Annotated in this window: 16 protein-coding genes; 5 read left to right on the forward strand and 11 right to left on the reverse strand. The window is 49.9% G+C overall.

Translation table 11 applies throughout. From position 1 onward, the window contains the following. Positions 1-139 precede the first annotated feature (139 nt). Positions 140-2,443: a YcdB/YcdC domain-containing protein gene (locus Psch_RS06625; protein ID WP_190239584.1), complete on the reverse strand. Its 2,304-nt coding sequence runs from the start codon at positions 2,441-2,443 to the stop codon at positions 140-142. Between the two features lie 375 nt (positions 2,444-2,818). On the opposite strand from Psch_RS06625, the gene Psch_RS06630 reads away from it, so the two are divergent. Together Psch_RS06630 and Psch_RS06635 are read left to right on the forward strand one after the other, a co-directional pair. Next, positions 2,819-4,039 carry a M24 family metallopeptidase gene (locus tag Psch_RS06630; protein WP_190239585.1) on the forward strand — a complete coding sequence of 407 codons (1,221 nt, stop codon included), beginning with the start codon at positions 2,819-2,821 and terminating at the stop codon, positions 4,037-4,039. Between the two features lie 169 nt (positions 4,040-4,208). Then, positions 4,209-6,119, forward strand: coding sequence for an ATP-binding protein (locus Psch_RS06635; protein ID WP_190239586.1), 1,911 nt, complete (start codon positions 4,209-4,211; stop codon positions 6,117-6,119). 46 nt (positions 6,120-6,165) lie between these two features. Here Psch_RS06635 and Psch_RS06640 read toward each other — a convergent pair whose 3' ends face one another. Beyond that, complete coding sequence (locus Psch_RS06640) at positions 6,166-7,266, reverse strand: NADH:flavin oxidoreductase (protein ID WP_190239587.1); 1,101 nt, start codon at positions 7,264-7,266, stop codon at positions 6,166-6,168. Between the two features lie 161 nt (positions 7,267-7,427). Here Psch_RS06640 and Psch_RS06645 point away from each other — a divergent pair, with 161 nt between their 5' ends. Beyond that, entirely contained in the window at positions 7,428-7,898 is a 471-nt protein-coding gene (locus Psch_RS06645) for an efflux MFS transporter permease (RefSeq protein ID WP_190239588.1), read from the forward strand. 8 nt (positions 7,899-7,906) lie between these two features. Here Psch_RS06645 and Psch_RS06650 read toward each other — a convergent pair whose 3' ends face one another. From Psch_RS06650 to Psch_RS06690, 9 genes are all read right to left on the reverse strand, one after another. Next, positions 7,907-8,332 carry a PepSY-associated TM helix domain-containing protein gene (locus Psch_RS06650; protein WP_190239589.1) on the reverse strand — a complete coding sequence of 142 codons (426 nt, stop codon included), beginning with the start codon at positions 8,330-8,332 and terminating at the stop codon, positions 7,907-7,909. Between the two features lie 113 nt (positions 8,333-8,445). Continuing rightward, positions 8,446-8,655, reverse strand: a complete 210-nt coding sequence (locus Psch_RS06655; RefSeq protein WP_134218040.1) for a hypothetical protein — start codon at positions 8,653-8,655, stop codon at positions 8,446-8,448. A gap of 317 nt (positions 8,656-8,972) precedes the next feature. Next, positions 8,973-11,120: a Tex family protein gene (locus tag Psch_RS06660; RefSeq protein ID WP_243123964.1), complete on the reverse strand. Its 2,148-nt coding sequence runs from the start codon at positions 11,118-11,120 to the stop codon at positions 8,973-8,975. 586 nt (positions 11,121-11,706) lie between these two features. Further along, the gene (locus Psch_RS06665) at positions 11,707-11,889 is read right to left on the reverse strand and encodes a hypothetical protein (protein ID WP_190239590.1); all 183 of its coding nucleotides are present in this window, start codon (positions 11,887-11,889) and stop codon (positions 11,707-11,709) included. 36 nt (positions 11,890-11,925) lie between these two features. Then, positions 11,926-14,760 (reverse strand): DEAD/DEAH box helicase, encoded by a 2,835-nt coding sequence (locus tag Psch_RS06670; RefSeq protein ID WP_190239591.1) that lies wholly within the window; start codon positions 14,758-14,760, stop codon positions 11,926-11,928. Further along, entirely contained in the window at positions 14,757-16,373 is a 1,617-nt protein-coding gene (locus Psch_RS06675) for an SWIM zinc finger family protein (protein ID WP_190239592.1), read from the reverse strand. The genes Psch_RS06670 and Psch_RS06675 overlap by 4 nt, the downstream gene beginning before the upstream one ends. Positions 16,374-16,585: 212 nt before the next feature. After that, a complete protein-coding gene (locus tag Psch_RS06680) occupies positions 16,586-17,383 on the reverse strand; it encodes an ABC transporter ATP-binding protein (protein ID WP_134218031.1) in 798 nt (265 codons plus the stop codon). Beyond that, on the reverse strand, positions 17,376-18,281 hold the full coding sequence (locus tag Psch_RS06685; protein WP_427910090.1) for an ABC transporter permease: 906 nt from the start codon (positions 18,279-18,281) through the stop codon (positions 17,376-17,378). Before Psch_RS06685 ends, Psch_RS06680 begins: the two co-directional genes overlap by 8 nt. Before the next feature lie 32 nt (positions 18,282-18,313). Beyond that, positions 18,314-19,303 (reverse strand): ABC transporter substrate-binding protein, encoded by a 990-nt coding sequence (locus Psch_RS06690; protein WP_190239594.1) that lies wholly within the window; start codon positions 19,301-19,303, stop codon positions 18,314-18,316. 603 nt (positions 19,304-19,906) lie between these two features. Here Psch_RS06690 and vanR point away from each other — a divergent pair. Together vanR and Psch_RS06705 are read left to right on the forward strand one after the other, a co-directional pair. After that, on the forward strand, positions 19,907-20,605 hold the full coding sequence (gene vanR / locus Psch_RS06700) for a VanR-ABDEGLN family response regulator transcription factor (protein WP_190240247.1): 699 nt from the start codon (positions 19,907-19,909) through the stop codon (positions 20,603-20,605). Then, positions 20,595-21,713 (forward strand): sensor histidine kinase, encoded by a 1,119-nt coding sequence (locus Psch_RS06705; protein WP_243123965.1) that lies wholly within the window; start codon positions 20,595-20,597, stop codon positions 21,711-21,713. Before vanR ends, Psch_RS06705 begins: the two co-directional genes overlap by 11 nt. Positions 21,714-21,809: the final 96 nt, after the last annotated feature.

Genomic DNA, 21,809 nt, shown 5'->3' on the forward strand with positions numbered 1-21,809 from the left:
TCCAGCCAGGCGCACCCTACCAGTCAGGACATTTTATTTATTTAATTTTGCATCCTTACCAATATCATAATCCCTATTTTTGCGCTCGTCAAATATTGTTGCAAATAATTTTTGGAACTGTTTGAAAAACCTAAATACCCTATTTCCAGCTGTTCAGAAGCTTGACCAGGGTTATGGCCGCTTCACCCCTGGATACATGGTCCTGCGGCCGGAAATAACCCTCCCGCGGCTCAAGCAGACCCATAGCAACGGAGATGGCTGCGTGCCCCCGCAGGTGTTCGGGAATTTCAGCCGCATCCTGGAAATCCAGGACGTAAATATCACTCAGCCGGGCTACCCGGTACAGGCCGATGGCGTGGATGGACCACCTGGCCATGAAAATGCGGGTGACCGGAGCGTCGGGGTCGGGCTGCTCGCCTTTTTGCAGGATACCCAGCTGCACGGCTTGTTCGTAGTAGGGCTGGTACCAGGCCTCATTATTGCCCGTTGACAGCGGTCTTACTCCTCCTTCGGAATAGGTGCCGGCCTTAACCAGCATCGCAATCAGTTCAGCCTGGGTCACCGCATCGTTTGGCCTGAATAAGCCGCCGGCGGCGCTGATAATGCCCGCGTCGGCCAGCATTTCCACGGCCTCCCGGGCAGGACTGCCGGCCAGGTCGGTAAATCCGCTCCCTTCGGAAGGCGCTTCCACAGCTTCTCCTTCAGAATTTAGGGGTTGGCCTGAAAAGGCGTCGAGCATGGTGAAATTTTGGTTGTTCAGGTGGTAGGTCAGGTAGATTTCAGCCTTAACCGTGCTTCCCTTCCACCGATCCTCCGGCCACAGGCCCAGGTAAGCCTCGGTCAGCGGCGCCTCCCGCAGAAAGACGCCGGCTGCGGCGTCAGCGTCCATAACGCCCTGGGGGTCCGGGAAGTCCACATCGTACCAGTTCATACGAAAACCGGTTATTTGCCCGGTCACTGCGTTCACATCCACGGTAAAGCCGTTGTCGGGAAACTGGATGCCGTCCCTGGCCACCCGGGACCAGACAAAGGTGTAAGCGCCGGGGAGCTGCTTTTCACTTAGATACGGTCCCATCACCGGCTGGGCGTCCTTGAAGACTACCTGTCCCCATTTCTCAGGTTGCGCTTCTTTAATAAAGCTTTCAGCAACCGTGCGGGCGTCCGCCTCGCTGAATTTGGGTTCTGTTGTTCCAAGCCTGTCCCAGATGTAGGATTCGTTCAAGTTGAAGGATACCAGTTCCCCGCTGGCGGCGTCCACGGAAATGTCCAGCCACTTCCGGTCCGGCTCGGTACCGGCCTCCCAGCTAAAATGCCAGGTCTTTTGGTCCGTAAAAAGATAGTCCTGCTCAATCCTGCTGCTGCGCAAGGCGTATTCGCCCGTCACATTTACGGCCGCCTTGGCCTTGGACAGCGCCGCATCCTGCGTCAGCAGGTTTTTGGCGCCTTCCACGGCGCTTACTTCCACCGGGTTCAGCTGATATTCTTCTCTCGCGGTACTGGGCATTTTCATCATCCCGGCGCCGCCGGCCCCGTCGTAAAGCACGTAGTAATTCCCATTATCCAGGATTTTCCCGGTCAGGGCATCGATCAGAAGCTGTGATCTTTGGTCGGGCAAGCAGTAGACGAGCTTTATAGGAACCTCGCTGCCGCCTGGTATACGCGGCCGGAAGTAGTAAAGCTGGGGGCTTGCCTGGGTACGAAAGATCTGTTCGGCCGCCGGCTTGCTGATGCTCCCGCTTGGGTCGGGAAAGCTCGCGGCGTCGTCCCAGTTCAGGTTGAATCCGGTTACTTCGCCGGTGTCACCGTTAACCGTGACGTTTATACTGTTTTCCAGGTAGGGGAAACCGTTTACCACGCGGGCAAAACGATAGCTGTATTCCACCTGGCTCCGCGTCTGGGAAAGAAGCGGCGGGAAGTAATCCCGTCCGGCCTGCAGCCGGGTTTCTTGAAAACGTGACGGCTGTAATCTCTCCGCCAGGGCGGCCGCGATACCCTGGGCCTGCTCCCTGCTGTACGCGGGCAGCCCCTGGTAGCCGCTTCCGTCAAGCGAAGGATTCCACTGTGACATGCTCCAGATTTCCCCGGTCTGGGCGTTGACTCTTACATCAAAGTAACCTCCGGTCTTGGCGCTGCGGTTCCAGTGCAGTTCCCAAAAAGACCCTTGTTCCGACTGTTCGAACCCGTTTGTGAACTTGTCAAAGTCCGCCGGGACCGGGAAAGCGCCCCGGGCAATCTTGATCGCCTGCTCCAGGCTTACGGCAGCCTGCTGTCCCGCTTCCAGTGACTTGTCATTGTTGTCTGAAGCCTGGGCTGGGGCTGCAATTTTTTCCGGGGCATCCGCAGCCGCAGCTTGTGGCGGCCCAATGGCAACCTGCGTCACAAAGAAGCCAAGGGCCAGGACCAGCGCAAACAACCTTGACGCAACCAAATCTCGATATTTCATTTTTTCCTCCTCCCTTATGTACGGGCTGGTCATGAAATGCCGCTAGTTAACCAGCTAAGGCCCACCGCCTAAACACTACCTTACTACTTTGACGTCAATAAGCCTGCCCGGGTTTAACCCAACAGTCAAAAATTCATAGAAAACTGCCGCCTATTAAAATTTTAAACATTTTACGTGCTGACGGCAATTATGATTTCAAATAAAGATTTACTTTATGGAAGTATTAAAATAAAATAAACTATTATAAAATAAAATACCGTTATCAATTGAACATGGATTATGGTCCATAATTATAGCCGAAAATTTTACCTACGTAAATGGTACCGCAGGATTAGTCTCTTGTCCCAATTGATTGGGATAGGAGGTTTTTATTTTATGGTAATAACTAACCAGGGGGTACGGATCGTGTTCGAGAATAATCAAACATGTTATACACCACAGGAGGAGCTATTCACAAGGATAGAAAGACTCCAGGGGCATCTGCTTACAGCCGGTATGCAAGCAGCCCTGATTGTGCAAAATGCCGATTTGTTTTATTTCAGCGGGACCTGCCAGGATGCCCACCTTTTGATTCCCGCCCGGGGCGAACCGCTTTTGATGGTTAGAAAAAACTATGAAAGAGCGCTTGAAGAAAGCGCCCTGGACAAAATTATCGCTGTACAAAGCTACAAAGACATCGGCAGAAGTATTGCCGGAAGTTTAAAAAACAGAGGCGGGATCGGGCTGGAGCTTGACGTTTTGCCGGCCAACCTGTTCTTCCGTTACAAAAAGATGCTCGAACCGCTGGAAATCATTGATGTATCGGGGGCAATCCGGGAAATCAGGATGATCAAGAGCCCCTATGAAATTGAATGTATGAAAGAATGCATCCGCGTGACTTCTGAAATGTACAATGAGGTTCCAAATCTGCTCAAAGAAGGCATGACCGAAATTGAACTATCCAGCAGGCTGGAACTGTTGATGCGGGTAAAAGGAAACCAGGGCAACCCTCGCTTGAGGGCATTTAACCAGGAGGCGCCCCCGCATGTCTTGTCGGGGCGAAACTCAGCCTACCCCAGTTTTTTCGACGGACCCACAGGCGGCGCCGGCCTTAGCCCTGCTTTCCCACAGGGACCGGGCTTTAAAACAATCGGCCGGAACGAACCCATCCTGGTTGATTTTAGCGCTGTTATCAATGGTTATGTGGTCGACCATACCAGAATTTTTTCAATCGGACCACTTTCTGACAAACTGGTCGAGGCGCACAACACCGCCCTGGAGATCAAGCGCAGGTTTATACAAGAAATAAAGCCCGGCGCCAACGGCAAGGATTTCTATGATATGGCGGTCAACATGGCTGAAAAGGCGGGGCTTTCCAGCCATTTCATGGGATCCGGCGTTCATTTCGTCGGACACGGCCTCGGATTGGAACTTGACGAACTGCCGGTCATAGCCAAAAATCACCATGTCACCTTACAGTCCGGCATGGTTTTGGCGCTGGAGCCAAAGTTCGTCTTTCCAGGGGAGGGGACGGTCGGTGTTGAAGACACTTTTGTTTTGACTGAAAGCGGCCTGGAGCAATTAAATATGCTTGACGACTCAATCAAGATACTGTGAGTCTCTCCAAGATAAGCTACAGCCTTTCACCCGGACTAAAAGCATAATGGTGAAAGGCTTTTTTTGCATAAAATTTTTACATATGCCAATTTTTACATAGTAAGCTGAAGGATTTTTTCTCTAATTTCATGAATTAAACAACACATTAAAAGAGGGAGTTCTATTCATAATGAAACACTTGTATGAGCTAATTAAGAACCACGAATCCTGGTTAACTTCCAGAGCGCTTTATTACGCCAAAGAACACAACTATGTAAAATACACGTCAACTTTAATTGAAGCCACGCGAAAAGCCGTTGAGGGCTTGTCGCAGGCGATTTATAGAGCTGTAAGTATTAGTGAACGGGTTCACGAATTGGGACCTGACGATGACTATACCGTCGACCCAACTGCTTCTTTTGGCATCTTGGAGGCCAAAAAACATCGTGAGCGTGGTGTCACTCTTGATATGTTTTTAGGCAGGTTGAAATACTACCGCCAAAGTTTCATCGACCTGATCCATCAGGCAGGTTTTGCAAGAGACTATGACGACCACTGCCAGCTTTTTGTCAACAGGGTGTTTGACCGTATTGAGATAGGCTTTTGTCTGGAATGGACCGGAAATGTCAGAAGTAAACTCATAAAAGATTTGCAAGACTGCAACCGGAATATAACCAATGAAAAAAATAAGTACCTAACCGTTTTCGAAAGCTTACCCAATCCGGTCATACTATTAAACAGCGATAACCAAATTGTAGTTATGAACCATGCCGCATCGGGACTACTTCTGGGGTCCTGCGCTCCAGGGGCGTATTACTACAGTGAAAAACAAAAAGAAGATCGACTGCCGTGGTTGCATGAGGAATTGATATCTTTTACAGCCTGCGATGATTCCACACTATCCTATGAATTTGAAAGAGAACTAAAAAACAAAAATGGAACCGGTTACTTTGAGGTTAAATTCACAAAAATGCTTGATGTAAGCGGTAAATTCAGCGGTACTGTTGTAATTCTCAATGATATTTCCAATCGTAAGGAGATGGAGGATAAGCTTCGCAAAGCTGAAGCTAAATTTCGTACGCTGGTTGAACAAATTCCCGCAGTCACCTATATTGAAGCACTCGATAACGCCAGGACCAAAAAATACGTCAGCCCTCAAATAGAGCAACTGCTGGGCTTTTCTCCCGCTGAAATCATAGCTGATCCCAAACTCTGGTTTAGACAAATGCAGCCTGAGGATCACCAACGCTTACTAGAAATTTATCAAGGTAAAACAAGCGATATTCCAATAAGATCCGAATATTGCATGCTGAGCCGTAATGGCCGTAAGGTATGGGTCAGAGATGAGGCTACGATCCTATCGGACGAAACAGGGCAGCCTTATATGATACAAGGCGTGCTCCTGGACATCACCGAGCGCAAACAGTTTGAAAATGAGATTGCCCGCCTGGACCGTCTAAACCTGATCGGAGAAATGGCTGCCGGAATCGGTCATGAAATCAGGAACCCGATGACCACCGTGCGCGGTTTCCTACAGTGGCTCTCGAACAAAAAAGAATGCGCTAAATATAAGGAATACTACGACCTGATGATAGATGAATTAAACAGGGCAAATTCAATCATTTCAGAATATCTATCCCTGGCCAAAAATAGAACTATAAACCTAAAGAACCAGAATCTCAATGCCATATTGGAAACTATGTTCCCTTTAATCCAGGCGGACGCCATGGTCTCTGATAAATATGTCGTTCTGGATTTGGCCGGTATTCCGGACCTGCTTCTGGATGAGAAGGAAATCCGCCAGCTTATCCTTAACCTCATTCGTAATGGACTGGAAGCAATGCCGGCCGGCTGCGCCATAACAATTAGAACGTATCAAGAAGGCAATAAAGCAATTCTGTCTATACAAGATGAAGGTCCTGGAATTAATCCCGATGTAATTGAAAAGCTCGGCACCCCCTTCTTTTCAACTAAAGAACAAGGAGCTGGTCTGGGACTGGCTGTCTGTTACAGCATCGCCACCAGGCATGAGGCTGCCATTGATGTTAAGACAAGCCCAAATGGAACCACCTTTTTTGTTCAGTTTAAGACATCAAGATAGCTCCTTAAAATGAAATGCCATGGCTTCGGCTGACACCGTGTTACCCTTAAATCTTTTTCAGTATACTGCGAAACGGATCATATTCAACGCACTTGACCGGCTGCCTGGCAATGTGATGCAGACAAAGGTTGCACGAGGTGCATTTAGACGGCCTCTTGTCGGGGCTGAATAACAGCCTCTCCGGCAGGTCCGGTTCACATATTAATGGACGGCAAATTCCTATTAAATCCACCCCTTTTCCCAGGATCTCCTCCATTACCGGCAGGGAACGGATACCGCCGGTTAACGACAGGGCTGTCCTGGCCCCTGCCACAGCCTCTCGCATGGCTTCAACAGCCTGGAGAAAATAGGCTTCTTTTGCTCCCGCCTCCGCCTTGAGTTTTGCCCGCAGCTTTGACTGCTCTTTGATCCCCCCGCTCAGTTCGATCAAGTCCACGCCCGCATCTGCCAGCCGTTTGGCCACCTGTACATAATCTTTAATGGTATTGCCGCCTTCAAGATAGTCATTCGTGTTTAGTTTCCATAAGACAGGGAAGTCCGTACCTACCTGCCCGCGGACGGCAGAATAGACTTCGAGTGAAAACCGCATCCTGTTCTCCAGGCTGCCCCCCCATCGGTCATCACGGTTATTGGTGACGGGACTAAGAAACTCACTCAACAGGTAACCGTGCGCCCCGTGTACCGCAACAGCGTCAAAGCCAGCTTCTTTGACTCTACGCGCCGCCCGGCCAAAGGCAGCTATCGTTTGTTGAATCTCATCTTCCTTTAAATCATTGAGCCTGTAGCCGCCGTCCATCGCGCCATAAGAATACCCGTAGCCTGCTGTGCCCTGGTGAAAAATCTGGACGGCACACTTGCAGCCGCCTCCGTATGTGTGCACAACTTTAGCCAATTTCTTCAGGCCGGGGATAAATTTATCATCATAAACAGACATTTGATTTACAAAAGCCCTGCCCGAGGCTTCCACAGAAGCGGCGCCGGTCACTATGAGGCCCGTCCCTCCCCTTGCCAAATCATAATACAGTTTTAACAGCGCGTCAGCGACGTACCCCTCAATATCTGCCATGTTTTCCACAGTAGCCGAGCGTAAAAACCTGTTCTTGATTTCCATACTGTTAATTTTTAACGGTTTGCCAAGTAAACCCACTTTTTTGCCCCCCTCATGAAGCTGTTTGTGCAAACTGCCTGCGATTTTTAATTCCATTTTATCCGAACAGCTATTTAAGGTCTATCTATATTAGTTAAGTTACCCCATTTGCCGCCATCACCTTTTGGATGGCCATCCGCGGCGCGGGAATGGGTCTGTGCATGATGCCTGTAACTACCGCTGGCATGAATACAGTACCGCCTCACCTGGTGGGTAAGGCATCCGCGTTGAGCAATGTGGTCCGGCAGGTCTCCGCGTCCTTCGGCATCGCCATACTTACCACCATAATGCAGAAACGGGAAGCATTCCACTTTGCCAACCTGGCTCAATCAGTAAATATGAACGGCAACGAGGCTTATGCTTTGCAGACCGCTTTGCAGGACATGGCTATCCACCAGGGACTTAGCTATGGTACCGCGCAAGGTGTCGGCCTGGGTTTAGTAGCACAAAGAGTCACGCTGCTTTCCATGGTTAACGCCATAGGCGACTGCTTTATTGTAGCGGCAGGGATGTGTCTGCTCGCACTTATACTCTGTTTTTGGCTAAAGGACAAGAAAAAACCGGTGGGACCTGCTGCAAGTTCCCCGGCTATAAAGGCGCCGGATGCAAAACCAGCTTTAAAAACACAATAGCCCATACACTAATATCTCTTTTTCGCAGCGCCCTGTGCTTTCAATGTTCTTACTGTCAGGATAATCCCGGTTGTGGTCAAAAAAATCAATCCAATTGCCGCTATATCCAGAAGGATAGAAAGGTTTGCATTGTTTACTTTTCCGGAATGCAGCGCTTTAATGAAACCCATCATATTATTTTGCCCGCTGTAATTTTTCGCGCCTCCGCCTTGGGCCGCCTCTCCTTCAGCAGCTCTTTTGAATTCCGGCGCCTCTCTTCCAGGGGCCGCACCACCCGCTCCTGTTCTGTCCACCTGCACCCGCTGCTCCATGGACGGCATACTAGCGCCGATAAGCCACGGTTCAACCATAATGAGTCCTGTGACAGCCTCAATCAGTATTAATAAAGAAGTCAACAAACCAATCCATAAATGCAGCTGACGGCATTTTTTCATCACGAATCTCCCTGGGTATTTTGTTAAACACCTTAAAACACACCTCTTGTATTATCTAATATCTATTACCATTTAGGCACTCAAACAAACCTTATCGGCCTCCAGAAAAATGTTTAAAACCTACTTAAAAAAACCTCCTTCCCGGCAACCCGCGCGACCTGTTTTTTCGCCGGTAAAGACTGCTGCGGTCTAAATCTTCTAAGAGGTTTATTATCGCTTTCCCACAAATCAAACAAATCGATAAAACACCTGTCCAACACTAAAGCCAGGGCCAGGCCTGAGATTTCTTCTGTTTTTACACCCTTTTTCTGCGAATTAAACAACTGCAGTTCCTCCCTTGCCCCATAACATTATTAGGATTCATTGTAGCCTTCCTTTCTTAATAATTCGTGAAGATTTCATGAAAGTTAGCTGAATTTTTTTGGGTAAATAAGCGCACAAAAAAGAAGCCACCTTCTGGTTGTACCATCAAGTGACTTCTTAAAGAACATGATTTACTACCTTAAAATATTTCAACCCTACTACGTTGCCCAAATGCAAGTGCGGCGCTAACGCGCCGTGTGCGATTGAAATCGCACCCACATTTCTGAGTTTTCATTCTCTGCCGGCGCCGCGTTAGCGGCATGATTGTCTAACAAAGCTACAGCCTTGTTTTCATAGAAAGAGCGACCCTGCCTCTTTCCATATCGATCGACAGCACGTATACCTTGACCACATCCCCCACTGAAACCAGGTCCATCGGGTGTCGCACACGGGTGTCCGACATTTCCGAAACGTGGACCAAACCGTCGTTTTTGATCCCAATATCCACAAAGGCGCCAAAATCAACAACATTACGGACAGTGCCGGTGAGTTCCATGCCCGGCTTTAAATCTTCAATGCTAAGTACGTCCGTGCGGAACACTGGTACCGGCAGGTCCTCCCTGGGATCCCGGCCCGGCCGGGCCAAACAGTCTACAATATCTTTAAGGGTCGGGACACCGGCGTCAAGCTGCGCCGCGATCTCCTCAACATCCACCCCGGCAATTTTCGATCTGATGCTGGAGCGGCCTATTTCATCCACCCCGGAACCGATCAGGTCGAGGAAGCGGTGGGTCAAGTCGTATGACTCCGGGTGGATTGCGGTAGCGTCCAGCCGGTCGTCTCCGTTGTTAATACGCAAAAACCCCACGCACTGCTCAAGTGTCTTGGGGCCTAGCCTGGGTACTTTGGATAACTCCTTGCGGCGCTTAAAACCACCAATCTCATCACGGTAATGCACGATATTCTCGGCAACGGTCGCTTTGATTCCGGCAACATAGCCCAAAAGCTGTGCAGAGGCTGTGTTAAGGTCAACACCCACATAGTTCACGACTGATTCAACCACCTCTGCAAGCTTTTCATCAAGGTGTTTGGGCGGCAAATCATGCTGGTACTGCCCGACACCTACTGCCCGGGGCTCAATTTTTACCAATTCAGCCAAGGGATCCTGAATGCGGCGGGCAATGGATACCGCGCCGCGTTCTGAAACGTCAAGGCCGGGAAATTCTTTTTTGGCCAGTTTGGAGGCTGAATAGACGCTGGCGCCGGCCTCGCTGACAATAGTATACGATAGGCCCGGCTTGTTGCAAGACTTGATAAAATCTGCGACAAACACCTCCGTTTCCCTGGAAGCGGTGCCATTGCCTATGACAATTGCATTAACTCCATACTTTTCTACCAGGCCGGCTAAGGCTTCTTCGGACTCCTTTATTTTTTTCAAGGGAGCAGTGGGGTAAATGACACCGGCCTCCAGGAATTTCCCGGTTTTGTCTATTACCGACCATTTGCAGCCTGTACGGTAGCCTGGATCCAACCCCAAGACCACCTTACCGCGTACCGGCGGCTGGAGCAGCAAGCTGCGCAGGTTCTTTGAGAATACCTTGATGGCCTGTGCCTGTGCTTTATCAGTTAATTCATTCCGGATATCCCGCTCAACAGCAGGAGCAATGAGTCTTTTATACCCGTCCTTAATAGCTTTTGACACGTACTCAGAGGTCGTTGAACCCTCTTCTAAAAATTTACGCTTGAGCCATTGGAGTACAGGACTTTCATCCACCTCAATGGAGACACTCAGTACTTCTTCTTTCTCACCCCTGTTAATAGCCAACACCCGGTGCGGAGGTATCCTGTTCACTGGCTCTTTGTAATCGTAATAATCCCGGTAAGTTTTGTCTTCTTCCGTCTTGCGCCCACTGGTGACGAGGAGCCCTCCCCGCCTGGTATGTTCACGCACCCAGCCGCGCACATCGGCGTCCTCGGCCACACTCTCGGCAACGATGTCCATAGCTCCCTGCAGGGCTTCTTCAACTGTGGGAACTGATTCAGATATATAGGCATAAGCCTCTTCCTCCGGGCTTTCCGACCTGGGGAAGGACAAAAGAAAATTAGCTAAAGGTTCGAGCCCGTGCTCTCTGGCAACGCCGGCCCTGGTTTTGCGCTTGGGCTTGTAGGGCAGGTACAGGTCTTCCAATTTTGAGAGTTTGGTGCAGTTAATGATTTTAGCCTGCAGCTCTTCAGTAAGTTTCCCCTGTTCGTCAATCAGGCGGATTATCTCTTCCTTGCGCTGTTCAAGACTGGTGTAGTACCTGTGCTGTTCATCAATGTTGCGGATCTGTTCTTCGTCGAGCTCTCCTGTCTGCTCTTTGCGGTAACGGGCAATGAAAGGGATTGTGTTATCGGCCAAAAGCTTGACCGTTTGCTCGACCTTATGCCGAGGAATACCTGTTTCTTTTGCTACGATAGCAATAATATCTACCTGTTTTATCAAAACGCATCCCCTTTTTCTATCATTTCTCAAGTCGTAAATTGAACCGGTCCCTTATAGTATGAATGATTTAACGGAAAGAAAAAAGGCTCTTGCCGCTTTTTATCATAACTTATGGCCTTGGACAGCAACAGTGTCTCACCATTTACGGCATAGCTTAAGTCAAGGGGCCTACTGATTTGTTCCAGCGGAACGAGCATACGGCCATCCACCTCGACTGTATCAAGAGCAAGAAAAGGCCGGCTGCTTACTTCAAGGTTGCTGATTGAGGAACTTGATGAATCTATTGGGAATACTATAGACAGCATTATCAATAAAAAAATTATTATCAAAAGTAACAACAGTACTCTTTTAAAATAAAGAAGCATCCCACCACCCCTTTAAGTGGATTATAATCCATTATATGGCTTCATGGGAATAATATGATCTTCAGAAAATTGCTTTGGAGTTATTGAAATGGATGTCCTTTATGATGACGCCTGGGAACAAAGCAACCTGCACGCAAAAGGAGATGGGCAATCCCATCTCCTTCGCTTTAGCTCCTTTAGCAACTGCAATGGCTTTCATGAAACAACATCAAAAATTTCTGTTATCGCACCTGGTCAATCACCCGACGGTAAAATTCCCGCCAGTCACCGGAGAGGTGGCTGAGGTCCGGCTGGTCGGGTTGGTCCGGCTGTACGGAACTAACGGTGGTATTTTTGGTCACGGCGCTGATATTTTTCACAGCCTGTGGCTTTTTCTTTTTTTTCTCTTTCTTCTTGCGTCCCACTTGCATGGCCTCCTTGCAACCGGCGCTGCCGGCGTTTTAGGCGCCGACCCATTCCTTGCGGAGGGAGAAAAGCTCCCGCAACTCACTGGTGGAGATCTCCGTTACCCAGGCTTCACCGGCGCCGATGATTTGCTCATTCAAGCTCGACTTGCGCTCCAGCACTTCGTCGATACGTTCTTCCATCGTGCCCAGACTGATGAATTTATGGACCATGACGTGACGGTTCTGGCCGATCCGGTGCGAGCGGTCGGTGGCCTGGTTCTCCACGGCAGGGTTCCACCAGCGGTCAAAATGAAAGACATGGTTGGCGGCGGTGAGGTTCAAGCCAAGACCGCCCGCTTTGAGTGACAGTATAAAAATATTGTAATTGTGTGAGCCTGTATCCTGGAAACGGGCTACCATTTCGTCCCGCTCCTTCCTGGGAGTACCGCCATGCAGGTAGTAAGACTCTTCTCCCAGCTCTTTTAATATAACTTCCTGCAGCAGCTGCCCCATCCTGATAAACTGTGTAAAAATGAGGCAGCGGTCGCCCTGCTGGCGCAACTCCGCGATCATTTCCAGAAGACGCTCCACTTTTTTGGAACCTGCATTGATGTTTTCAAGCGGACCTTCTTTTAGAAAAAGCGCCGGGTGATCACAGATCTGTTTCAGCTTCATCAGCGTGGACAGGATTAAACCCCGCCGGGCCATGCCGTCTGATTTCTCCAGTTTATTAAACAGGTCTTCCAATACGCTTTCGTAAAGAGACGCCTGTTCAACGGTCAAGGGAATGTATTCTTTTTGTTCCTGCTTTTCCGGCAGGTCCAGCTCGATAGCCGGGTCATTTTTCACCCTTCTCAGCAGGAACGGGCGGATCAACTTTTGCACCCGGCCGATATCTGTCGCGTCTCCTTTTTTCTCAATAGCGCTTATGAAGCTGCGGTTAAACTCCTTACTGCTGCCGAGGTAGCCAGGGTTGATAAAGTCGAAAAGCGACCACAGCTCGGTCAGGCGGTTTTCCATCGGCGTGCCGGTCATGGCTATGCGATGGCGTCCTTTAAATTTGCGTACCGCGGCGGCCTGTTTGGTGTAGGCGTTTTTAATGTTTTGGGCCTCGTCCAGGCAAATGCAGTCCCATTCCACCGCAGCCAAATCTTCTTCGTCTATGTGGGCCAGATTATAGGAAGTAATCACCAGGCCGACGCCTTCAATGGAGGATAGGAAATCAGGACCTTTTGCCCGCTGCGGGCCATAGTGAAGCTGTACCTTAAGTGAAGGCGCAAAACGGGCCAACTCCTTCTGCCAGTTGCCCAGGACTGAAGTCGGACAAATCAAAAGTGACGGGCAAGGAGGATTTTCGTTTTCTTGGACTTTTAACAAATAGGCAATCCATTGGATTGTTTTCCCGAGGCCCATATCGTCGGCCAGGCAACCGCCCAGGCCGAAGCGGCGCAAGAATAACAGCCAGGAGGCGCCTGCCAGCTGGTATCTTCTAAGCGAGCCGTAAAAAGAAGCTATCGTCTCAAGTATGGGAATCTGGTCCAGGTTGTTCAGTTGTTCCACCATCCGGGCGAACTGTCCGCTTAGCTCCACCTCCACCTGCAGAGCTTCTGCCGGGCCGGGCTCCGGTTCCAAAGAAGTTTCGTCAACCGGGGTAAGCAGGCGCATATGCAGGATTTCACCCAGCGAAATACCGTCCTTTTTACGAAGGTATTGCTGGATTTTCTTCACAAAAGCAGGGTCGAGCTGGATCCACTTGCCCTGGATCCGCACCAGCCGCCGTTTTTTTGCAACCAGCTTCCGGAACTCTTCTTCCGGCAGTTCCAGGCCGCCGACAGCCAGATTCCAGTCAAATTGCACAATCTGGCTGACACCCAGGAGGCTTTCTTTCGATGAGCCCACCGAGGAGCGGGTCCTGATTTTAAGCGACGGCACGAGCTTTTGTACTTCTTGCCACCATTTGGGCAAAAAGACGGTGTGGCCGGCCTGCGCCAGCTGGATACTGCCGGTATTGAGAAATTCCCAGGCATCAACCTCAGTAAGTTCCCGGCGCAGTCCTGCTGATCCTTCCCCGCGGCTATCCTGCAGCCACGGCAGGATGTCGATCCATTTCTGGATATCGCGTTCGACACGGTCGCTATGCTCCTGCCAATCCGGCCGCATGGCCCCGGGTTCCCAGGCTGCCAGGCTGCCGCGGTCCTCTTTGTCCTGTAAAATAATATTAAGCAGCCAGGCGGTGTCTTCGCCGTCCGGTTCCGCAAGTTCCAGGCAAGTCCGAAAAGGGGTGTGGTCCTGCTGCCAGCCGGCGGCTTCCAGCCACGTTTCTTCATCACCGGTTAAAGGCTGACTTCTATCCTGAGCGGGAATCAGTACAGGATATGACGACAGAATTTTTTCCCAGGTCCGGCCGATTTCCGGTTTTTCTTCGATCAGATTATTGATAATCAGATCAGCCCATTCATCAATAAAGGGCACTATGACCGGCAAGTCGCCGCAACCGGAGGCGCGCTCCCAGTCCATGCGCCACCCCCGCCTGCCTTCCCGCCACTTGTCGAAATCCGGCTTCCAGCAGCCGGCGGCCAGGGCTTTTCTGAACCGCGGCGCTGCTTCCATCAACGCTCTGGTTTCGTCGCTCCAACGCCAGTCCAGCTCTCCGGACCAGGTCCGGGTGGTGAAGAAGTCTAGCGAAGTCAGGGGAGAAAGGTAAAGCGCCTCCCTGCCCCGGTGGCTGCCGGTATCGATAAAGGTCCCGTAATATGAAGCTTTGTGCCTGGCAAAAAGCAGGTACTTCAATTCATGAAAAACGGTTGTATGGTCGGCTCCCGCTGCCCAGATGATGAAACCTTTACCGGGCAGCCATTCCGAAAAAACGCTGATGCGGTTATCCGTCATGAAGAAATCAGCTTTCCTTTCCGCAACTCTTCCTGCAGCGCCCTCATCCGCGGGTAACGCGCAGCCAGGCTGTAAATGAAGGTATTCCATTCCTTGATGGCTTTGCTCTTGTTATAGAGCGCGCGCAATTTTTTGAGCACTCTGACCGACGCCTGATAAGATTTTCTGGTTTTCCCTTCTATAAGCATGGCCGACCACTGGTGATAAAGGGGTATCAGGGCGGCCGGGTCCTTTGCTTCAATGAGCCGCAATACATCCTTGTCGATATTATCCCAGGTGTATCCCCGGTAGCTCATGTGTAATTCAACCCATTCCCTGAACAGGTCCTCCTCCAGAAGATATTGGGCATAGCAATCCAGGCTGCGGGGCAGCCAGGAGCGAATAAGCTTGATAAATTCCTGCCCGAATTTACTGTTTTCAACCGCCTGGAGGCAGTACTTGCAGATATCCTCCAATACAACAGCATTTGCTCCCTTTATATCGGGAGCCAGCCAGTTGACCCAAGCCAGGAGTTTTTCCCATTCCCTCGCCCGGGCAAAATACTCCAGGTAAAAGAGCAGGTCATCTATGCGCTTGTCTTTAAGCTGCCGCAGCACGGACAGGGCGTCCTCTTCCCTGTTGGCGGCCAATCTCAGGCTGGCCAGCCCGAGGACCGCGTAATAATAGCTCTGCTGGTCCGGCTCATGCCCAGCTAAGAATTCTTCCAGGTAACGTGTTTCTTTTTCCAGACAATCATTATACGAAGTGACACACAACAGGCGGTAGACCATTAACCAATTAAAAAGAGGGGTTTTCACCAGAAAAAGACGCTCGCGGGCAACTTCTATAGCCTTCTGAAAAAACGTCTGAAACAACGGTTTATTTTTTTCCCGTTGCTTATTGGACAGAATGGCGGCAAAGGACCGCATAAAATCATCCCATATTTCTTCCATTTGATAATGGTCCACGTATGCCGGTTGGACATCCTTTATTTGTTTTTCCAGCATGTCCATAAAAAACAGGTCGCTGTGAAACCGGTATAAGTCCCTGTTTAAGGAAGGCCAGCTTTGGCTGTGAACGTTCACCACGTCCATAAACTCGTCATATAACCTGGCGCTGATATACAGTTCACTGGCAAAAAAATCCGAATACGATAGAGATGGCCTCTTCCTGGATTCCCTGATCCTGCCGTAGGTGTTCTCAAAATACTCATACCAAAGCTCAACAGGTCCTTCCTTGTCAGGAGTACTCTGAACCGCCTGATTTTTTAGGTTTAGGTTAGTGTTTTTAGGGGGGGCGTTCTTGCTTGCCGAAAAATTCATCTTTGGTGAATTTTCAAATTCCATCATCCTGGGGCCGTAGTAATGAATAAAAACTGCGGCAATATGTTCACAAAGGCGTTTTTTTGCGCAAGTGCAGGTGCTTTGGGAAAAATTATCAATGTGTACCGTCACAGTATACATTTTATCGTCATCAACAGTCGAGTAAATCCTTGGCCCAAATATTTTGACCCATTTGATCCGGTCACGATCGTAGAGGGTTTTCCCCTTCTCATATACCTCCGGGGCCATACAGCGGGTTGCCTCGTCAGCCATGATCGACAATTTTTCGCTGGAGATCCGATCCTTATACATAACTAAAGACACCTTAACCATTTATGCTTTATTAATACTATCCTTTTAGTTTACCATAAACCGCTAAATCAAAGCTAAGTAGTTTTTTAAAATCACTTATCAACTGCCATCTTTTCTGCTTGTCTTGCCAGATTAAGACAGTTGTCCATAACCCCGCCCCCCTGTCAACCCTTTGTCAACAAAAAAGCCGGCGGGTGATTTCCGCCGGCGGTTTATTGGGCCAGGAGTAAACGGTCGGTATTTAAAGCTTTGCCGCTGGCCTGCTCGAACATCTTGAGCAGGTCGGGGATCTCCAAACGAGCCCTTTCCGGACCGCTGATATCGAGAATGATCCTGCCTTCGTGCATCATGATCGTACGTGTGCCTACGGTCAGCGCCTGTTCCATATTGTGCGTCACCATGAGGGTTGTCAAGTTTCCATCAGCGATAATCCTGGTGGTCAGGTCCAGCACCACCGCTGCCGTTTTTGGATCGAGCGCAGCGGTGTGCTCGTCAAGAAGCAGGAGCTTTGGTCTGGCGATGGTTGCCATCAGTACCGTCAACGCCTGACGCTGTCCCCCGGAAAGAAGGCCGACCTTGGAAGTCAGCCTGTTTTCCAGACCCAGGCCAAGCGGCTCAAGGCGCTCGCGGAACAGTTCACGCTTATTTTTTGCAGTTCCCCGCCGCAGGCGCAGCGGCTTACCGCGCTGCAGGGCCATTACCAGGTTTTCCTCGATGGTCATGGTTGCCGCCGTACCCAGATTGGGGTCCTGAAAAACGCGCCCGATATAAGCGGCCCGGACATGCTCGGGCTTTCGGCCGACCTCTTGTCCTTCAATCAGCATTTGCCCTTCGTCGATCTGAAAAACACCGGCTATGGCGTTCAGCAGGGTGGTCTTGCCTGCCCCGTTGCTGCCGATCACCGCAACGACCTCACCCGGCGCAAGATGCAGGGAAAGGTCCCGCAGGGCGGTTTTTTCATTGATATCACCGGGGTGAAAGACCTTGGTGATGTTTTTTATTTCAAGCACTCTGACCACTCCTTTCCCGGGATAACGGAAGTTTGCGGAAACGCGCCCGGAAAACGGGGAAGGCCAGGGCGACTGTCACTATAGCCGCCGTGAGGAGTTTTAAATCCGTCGCCGGCATGCCCAATTGCAGGACTCCGGCAATGACGGCGCGGTAGATGACCGAACCGACCAGGGCTGCCACAAGCGCCCGGAAGATCGTCGGAGTGCGGACCAGGACTTCTCCGATGATGACCGAGGCCAGGCCGACGACGATCATCCCGATGCCCATGCCGACATCGGCAAAGCTCTGGTATTGTCCCACCAGACTCCCGGATACGGCAACAAGGGCGTTGCTCAAGGAAAGCCCGATGAGTTTGGTGGTGTTGGTATTAACACCAAGGCTGCGGATCATCTGGGGATTATCGCCGGTCGCCCGTACCCCCAGACCAACTTCTGTTTGCAGGAAAAAGTAGAGGCCAATGACCACAAGCAGAGAGACGGCGCCGCCCAGCGCAAGGGCTGAGGCGCTTAGGCCGGTGAAACCGCTGATGGAGGAAAAAATGGTGTCCACGCGCAGCAGCGACAGGTTTGCCGTACCCATTATGCGCAAGTTAACAGAGTATAAAGCTATCATGGCAAGAATACCTGAAAGCAGGGGGTCGATTTTCAGTTGCGTGTGGAGCAGTCCTGTAACCAGCCCCGCTGCGGCGCCGGCCAGGACAGCGGCCATGGTCGCAAGCCACGGGTCGCAGCCGCCAAGAATCAGGCGCGCAGCTACCGCGGCTCCCAGGGTAAAGGAGCCGTCTACCGTGAGGTCAGGAAAGTTCAGGATCCGGAAGGTCAGGTAGACCCCCAGGATCATGGAGCCCCAGAGTAATCCTTGCTCCAGGGCGCCCATCCAAATGTGCAACGACAATATTATCACCTTTGCTGTTTAAAAAGTTGCTTTTGCTACTCGACCAGCGTGGCTTTTGCTTTAAGCTCTTCAGGCAGCGTCACGCCCATGCGCGCGGCGGCTGCGGGATTCAGCGTCAGGGTCAGTTCCTTCTGGCTCTCAATGGCCATTTCCTGCGGCTTCTCACCTTTCAGGATACGCAAGGCCATCTCACCGGTCTGGCGTCCAAGCTTATAGTAGTCGATACCGTAAGTGCCGATGGCGCCACTCTTGACCGAGTTTTCCTCAGCGGCAAAGACAGGCAGCTTGCTGCTTTCACCCACCTTGACAACGCTGGAGATGGCCGCCACAACCATGTTGTCGGTTGGGACGTAGACGGCATCACAACGGCCGACCAGGGACTGGGCCCCCTGCATCACTTCATTGCTGGCAGTAATCGGAGCTTCCACGATCTCCAACCCCAGTTCGGGGGCTATATCCTTGCAAGCCTTTGCCTGCACCTGGGAATTAATCTCGCTGGAGTTATAAATGATACCTACTTTTTTTACTGAGGGGACGATATCCTTGATAAGCTGCAACTGTTCTTTAATCGGGTTCATGTCCGTGGTGCCCGTTATATTGGTATCCGGCTTGTCCATGCTCTTGATGAGCTTTGCCTCTACCGGGTCGGTCACAGCAGTTATCAGAATAGGAATTTCACTCGTCTTGTCGGCCATGACCTGGGCGGAAGGGGTAGCGATAGCCAGGATCAGGCTCTTCTTGTCCTGGGCTAACTTGTTGGCAATGGTTTGCAGGTTGTCTTGCTGCCCCTGCGCATTCTGGTAGTCAACAGCAAGCTTATCGCCATCCTTGTAGCCGTTTTCCGCAAATACGTCCAGGAAACCTTTGCGGGCGGCGTCTAAAGCCGGATGCTCCACAATTTGAATAATACCCAACTCAACCTTTTGAGACTGCTGTTGTCCGGACGATGACTTTTCCTTGCTGCCGCATCCGGCGGCGCCCAGAACCAGAAGTACCGCCAACACTGTAAAAATTACTCTTTTCACTTATAGTCTCCTCCCCGTTTTAATACCGGCGCCACTTACCCCGCCGCCCCACAGGCCGCATGGAAGATGTTAGTTAATTGACGCCTATCATTCTAATCCTATATAACGAATATACCTATGTCAACTGACAATTTGAACAAAATCCGCCCAACACAGTTGCCGGCAAATTCATTCGCCATGCAGTTCCATACTACAATACATATATAGACTAACAAAAACGCCGGCTTTGGCGGGGATATGATAAGGAAGTAATCTCAAATAAACATTGGATAGTCGGCAAACGGTATTGTAAATAAGCTGGAAACAGCAACTACAAACGCATTGGAGCGAAAAACAAATGTAAGAGATTACTTATTCACAAGTTGGAGACTACCTGCTGCCTGATTTGGCGTTACCCGAAACTGAACACGCTACAATCGGTAAATACGGTATCGGGATGCTGCTATTAAATGGGGTATTGCAGAACGCAGGAAATAAAAACTCTGTGAAGAAAATAGGATAGATGGCGGTGTGCAATTTTGATAAGTGAAAACAGCAAAATGAATGACGGTTTTTTGATACTGATTATGGGATTTTGTTGCTGCTTAAGGGGTTGATTGGATTATAATGGGAAAAATTCTGGTGGTAGATGATGAACAGTCTATTGCAGACTTAATTGAAGTATATCTAAAAAGCGAAAACTACAATGTACTTAAGTTTTATAATGGACATGACGCCTTGCAATGTATTGAGAAGGAGAACATAGATTTAGCGATATTGGATGTCATGCTTCCCGATGTAAACGGCTTTTCAATCTGCCAGCAAATCAGAGAAAAGCATAATTTCCCTATTATTATGCTAACCGCCAAGGATGAAGAAATTGACAAGATTACCGGCCTTACGTTAGGTGCGGATGATTACATTACAAAACCTTTTCGGCCTCTTGAAATGGTTGCGCGGGTGAAGGCGCAATTGCGGAGGTTTACAAAATACAATCCGGCTGAACCGAGCCAGGAGGAAAATTCCATCGTATTTTCCGGCTTGGTATTAAATAAGGACAAGCATGAATGCATACTGAATGAAAAACCGCTTTCCCTTACTCCCACAGAGTTTTCTATTTTGTGGGTCCTGGCGTCCAATCGGGGGCGTGTTGTCAGCTCGGAAGAATTGTTCCACGAGGTATGGGGGGACAAGTATTTTACCAACTGCAATAATACCGTAATGGTGCATATTCGGCATCTAAGGGGGAAAATGCACGACAGCGCGGAACGGCCGCAATACATCAAAACGGTATGGGGGGTCGGCTATAAAATTGAAGGATAAACAGTTTCGTTCCGAATTTATGAAAAAGACGATCTTTCGGTGCGCAAGAACGGAAATCCTGGCATCGGTACTGTATGCGGCTATCATTGTTACCGCTTACTATATAGGTTACAGCATCACTTGGCAGCCCTCGCCCCTATATTATTTTTTAAATATACTTTTGGATTATGCCACCCTCTTAATCCCGCTGGTTTGGTTTGTCATGGTCCTGATCATCATTTATATTTATTGGAGCAGGACAGTCGGTTATATTGAGGATATCGCCGCAGCGAGCACGGCTCTGGTGCAGCCGGATGATATAGACATCAAGCTTCCGGCAGAGCTTCGGGAAATTGAAGACAGCATGAATCAGATCAAAAAGACTGCCCTCAAAAACGAGCGTGAGGCAAGGGAAGCGGAGCAGCGCAAAAATGATCTGGTCGTAAATCTTGCACATGATATCCGGACGCCGCTCTCCTCCGTCATCGGGTATTTGAGCCTGCTGGATGAAGCGCCCGATATGCCGGCCGAGCAACGAGCGAAATACACCGGCATTACGCTGGAAAAAGCATATCGTCTGGAGCAGCTTATCAATGAATTTTTTGAAATCACACGGTTTAATCTAAGCTCTATCGTGCTGAACAAGGGGAAAATCAACCTGTCCTTTATGCTGCGGCAAATGGCGGATGAATTCTATCCGATGCTGTCGCCGCAAAACAAGCAGGCCATTGTCCAAGCGCCGGATGAGTTGGTTTTATGGGGAGACGCGGATAAACTCTCTCGTGTGTTTAATAATATTCTAAAAAACGCGATGGCATATAGCTATGACGGCAGTACCATTGACATCACAGCTTCCGTGCAGGCGAAAGACGTCATAATAAAATTTGCAAACAAGGGCGATCCCATTCCACCACAGAAATTAGAAACCATCTTTGAAAGGTTTTTTCGACTGGATGCCTCACGTTCTTCACAAACAGGGGGCGCTGGGCTTGGCCTGGCAATCGCCAAAGAGATTGTTACCGCCCACGGCGGTACGATTACAGCCCAAAGCGACGTGAGCAAGACAACGTTTACCGTTGTTCTCCCAACTGGAGATTTGGAGTTGAGCAAAAGCAAACAACTATCTTAGGGAAATCATAAGTTCTTCATAAGTCTTTCTTAAGGTTTTGATCAGCCAAAATTCCAATATTGCCTGTCCGACTTCGGTAAGATGAAATTACCGAAT

This window comes from Pelotomaculum schinkii, from assembly GCF_004369205.1.
Classification (GTDB): Bacteria; Bacillota; Desulfotomaculia; order Desulfotomaculales; family Pelotomaculaceae; genus Pelotomaculum_C; species Pelotomaculum_C schinkii.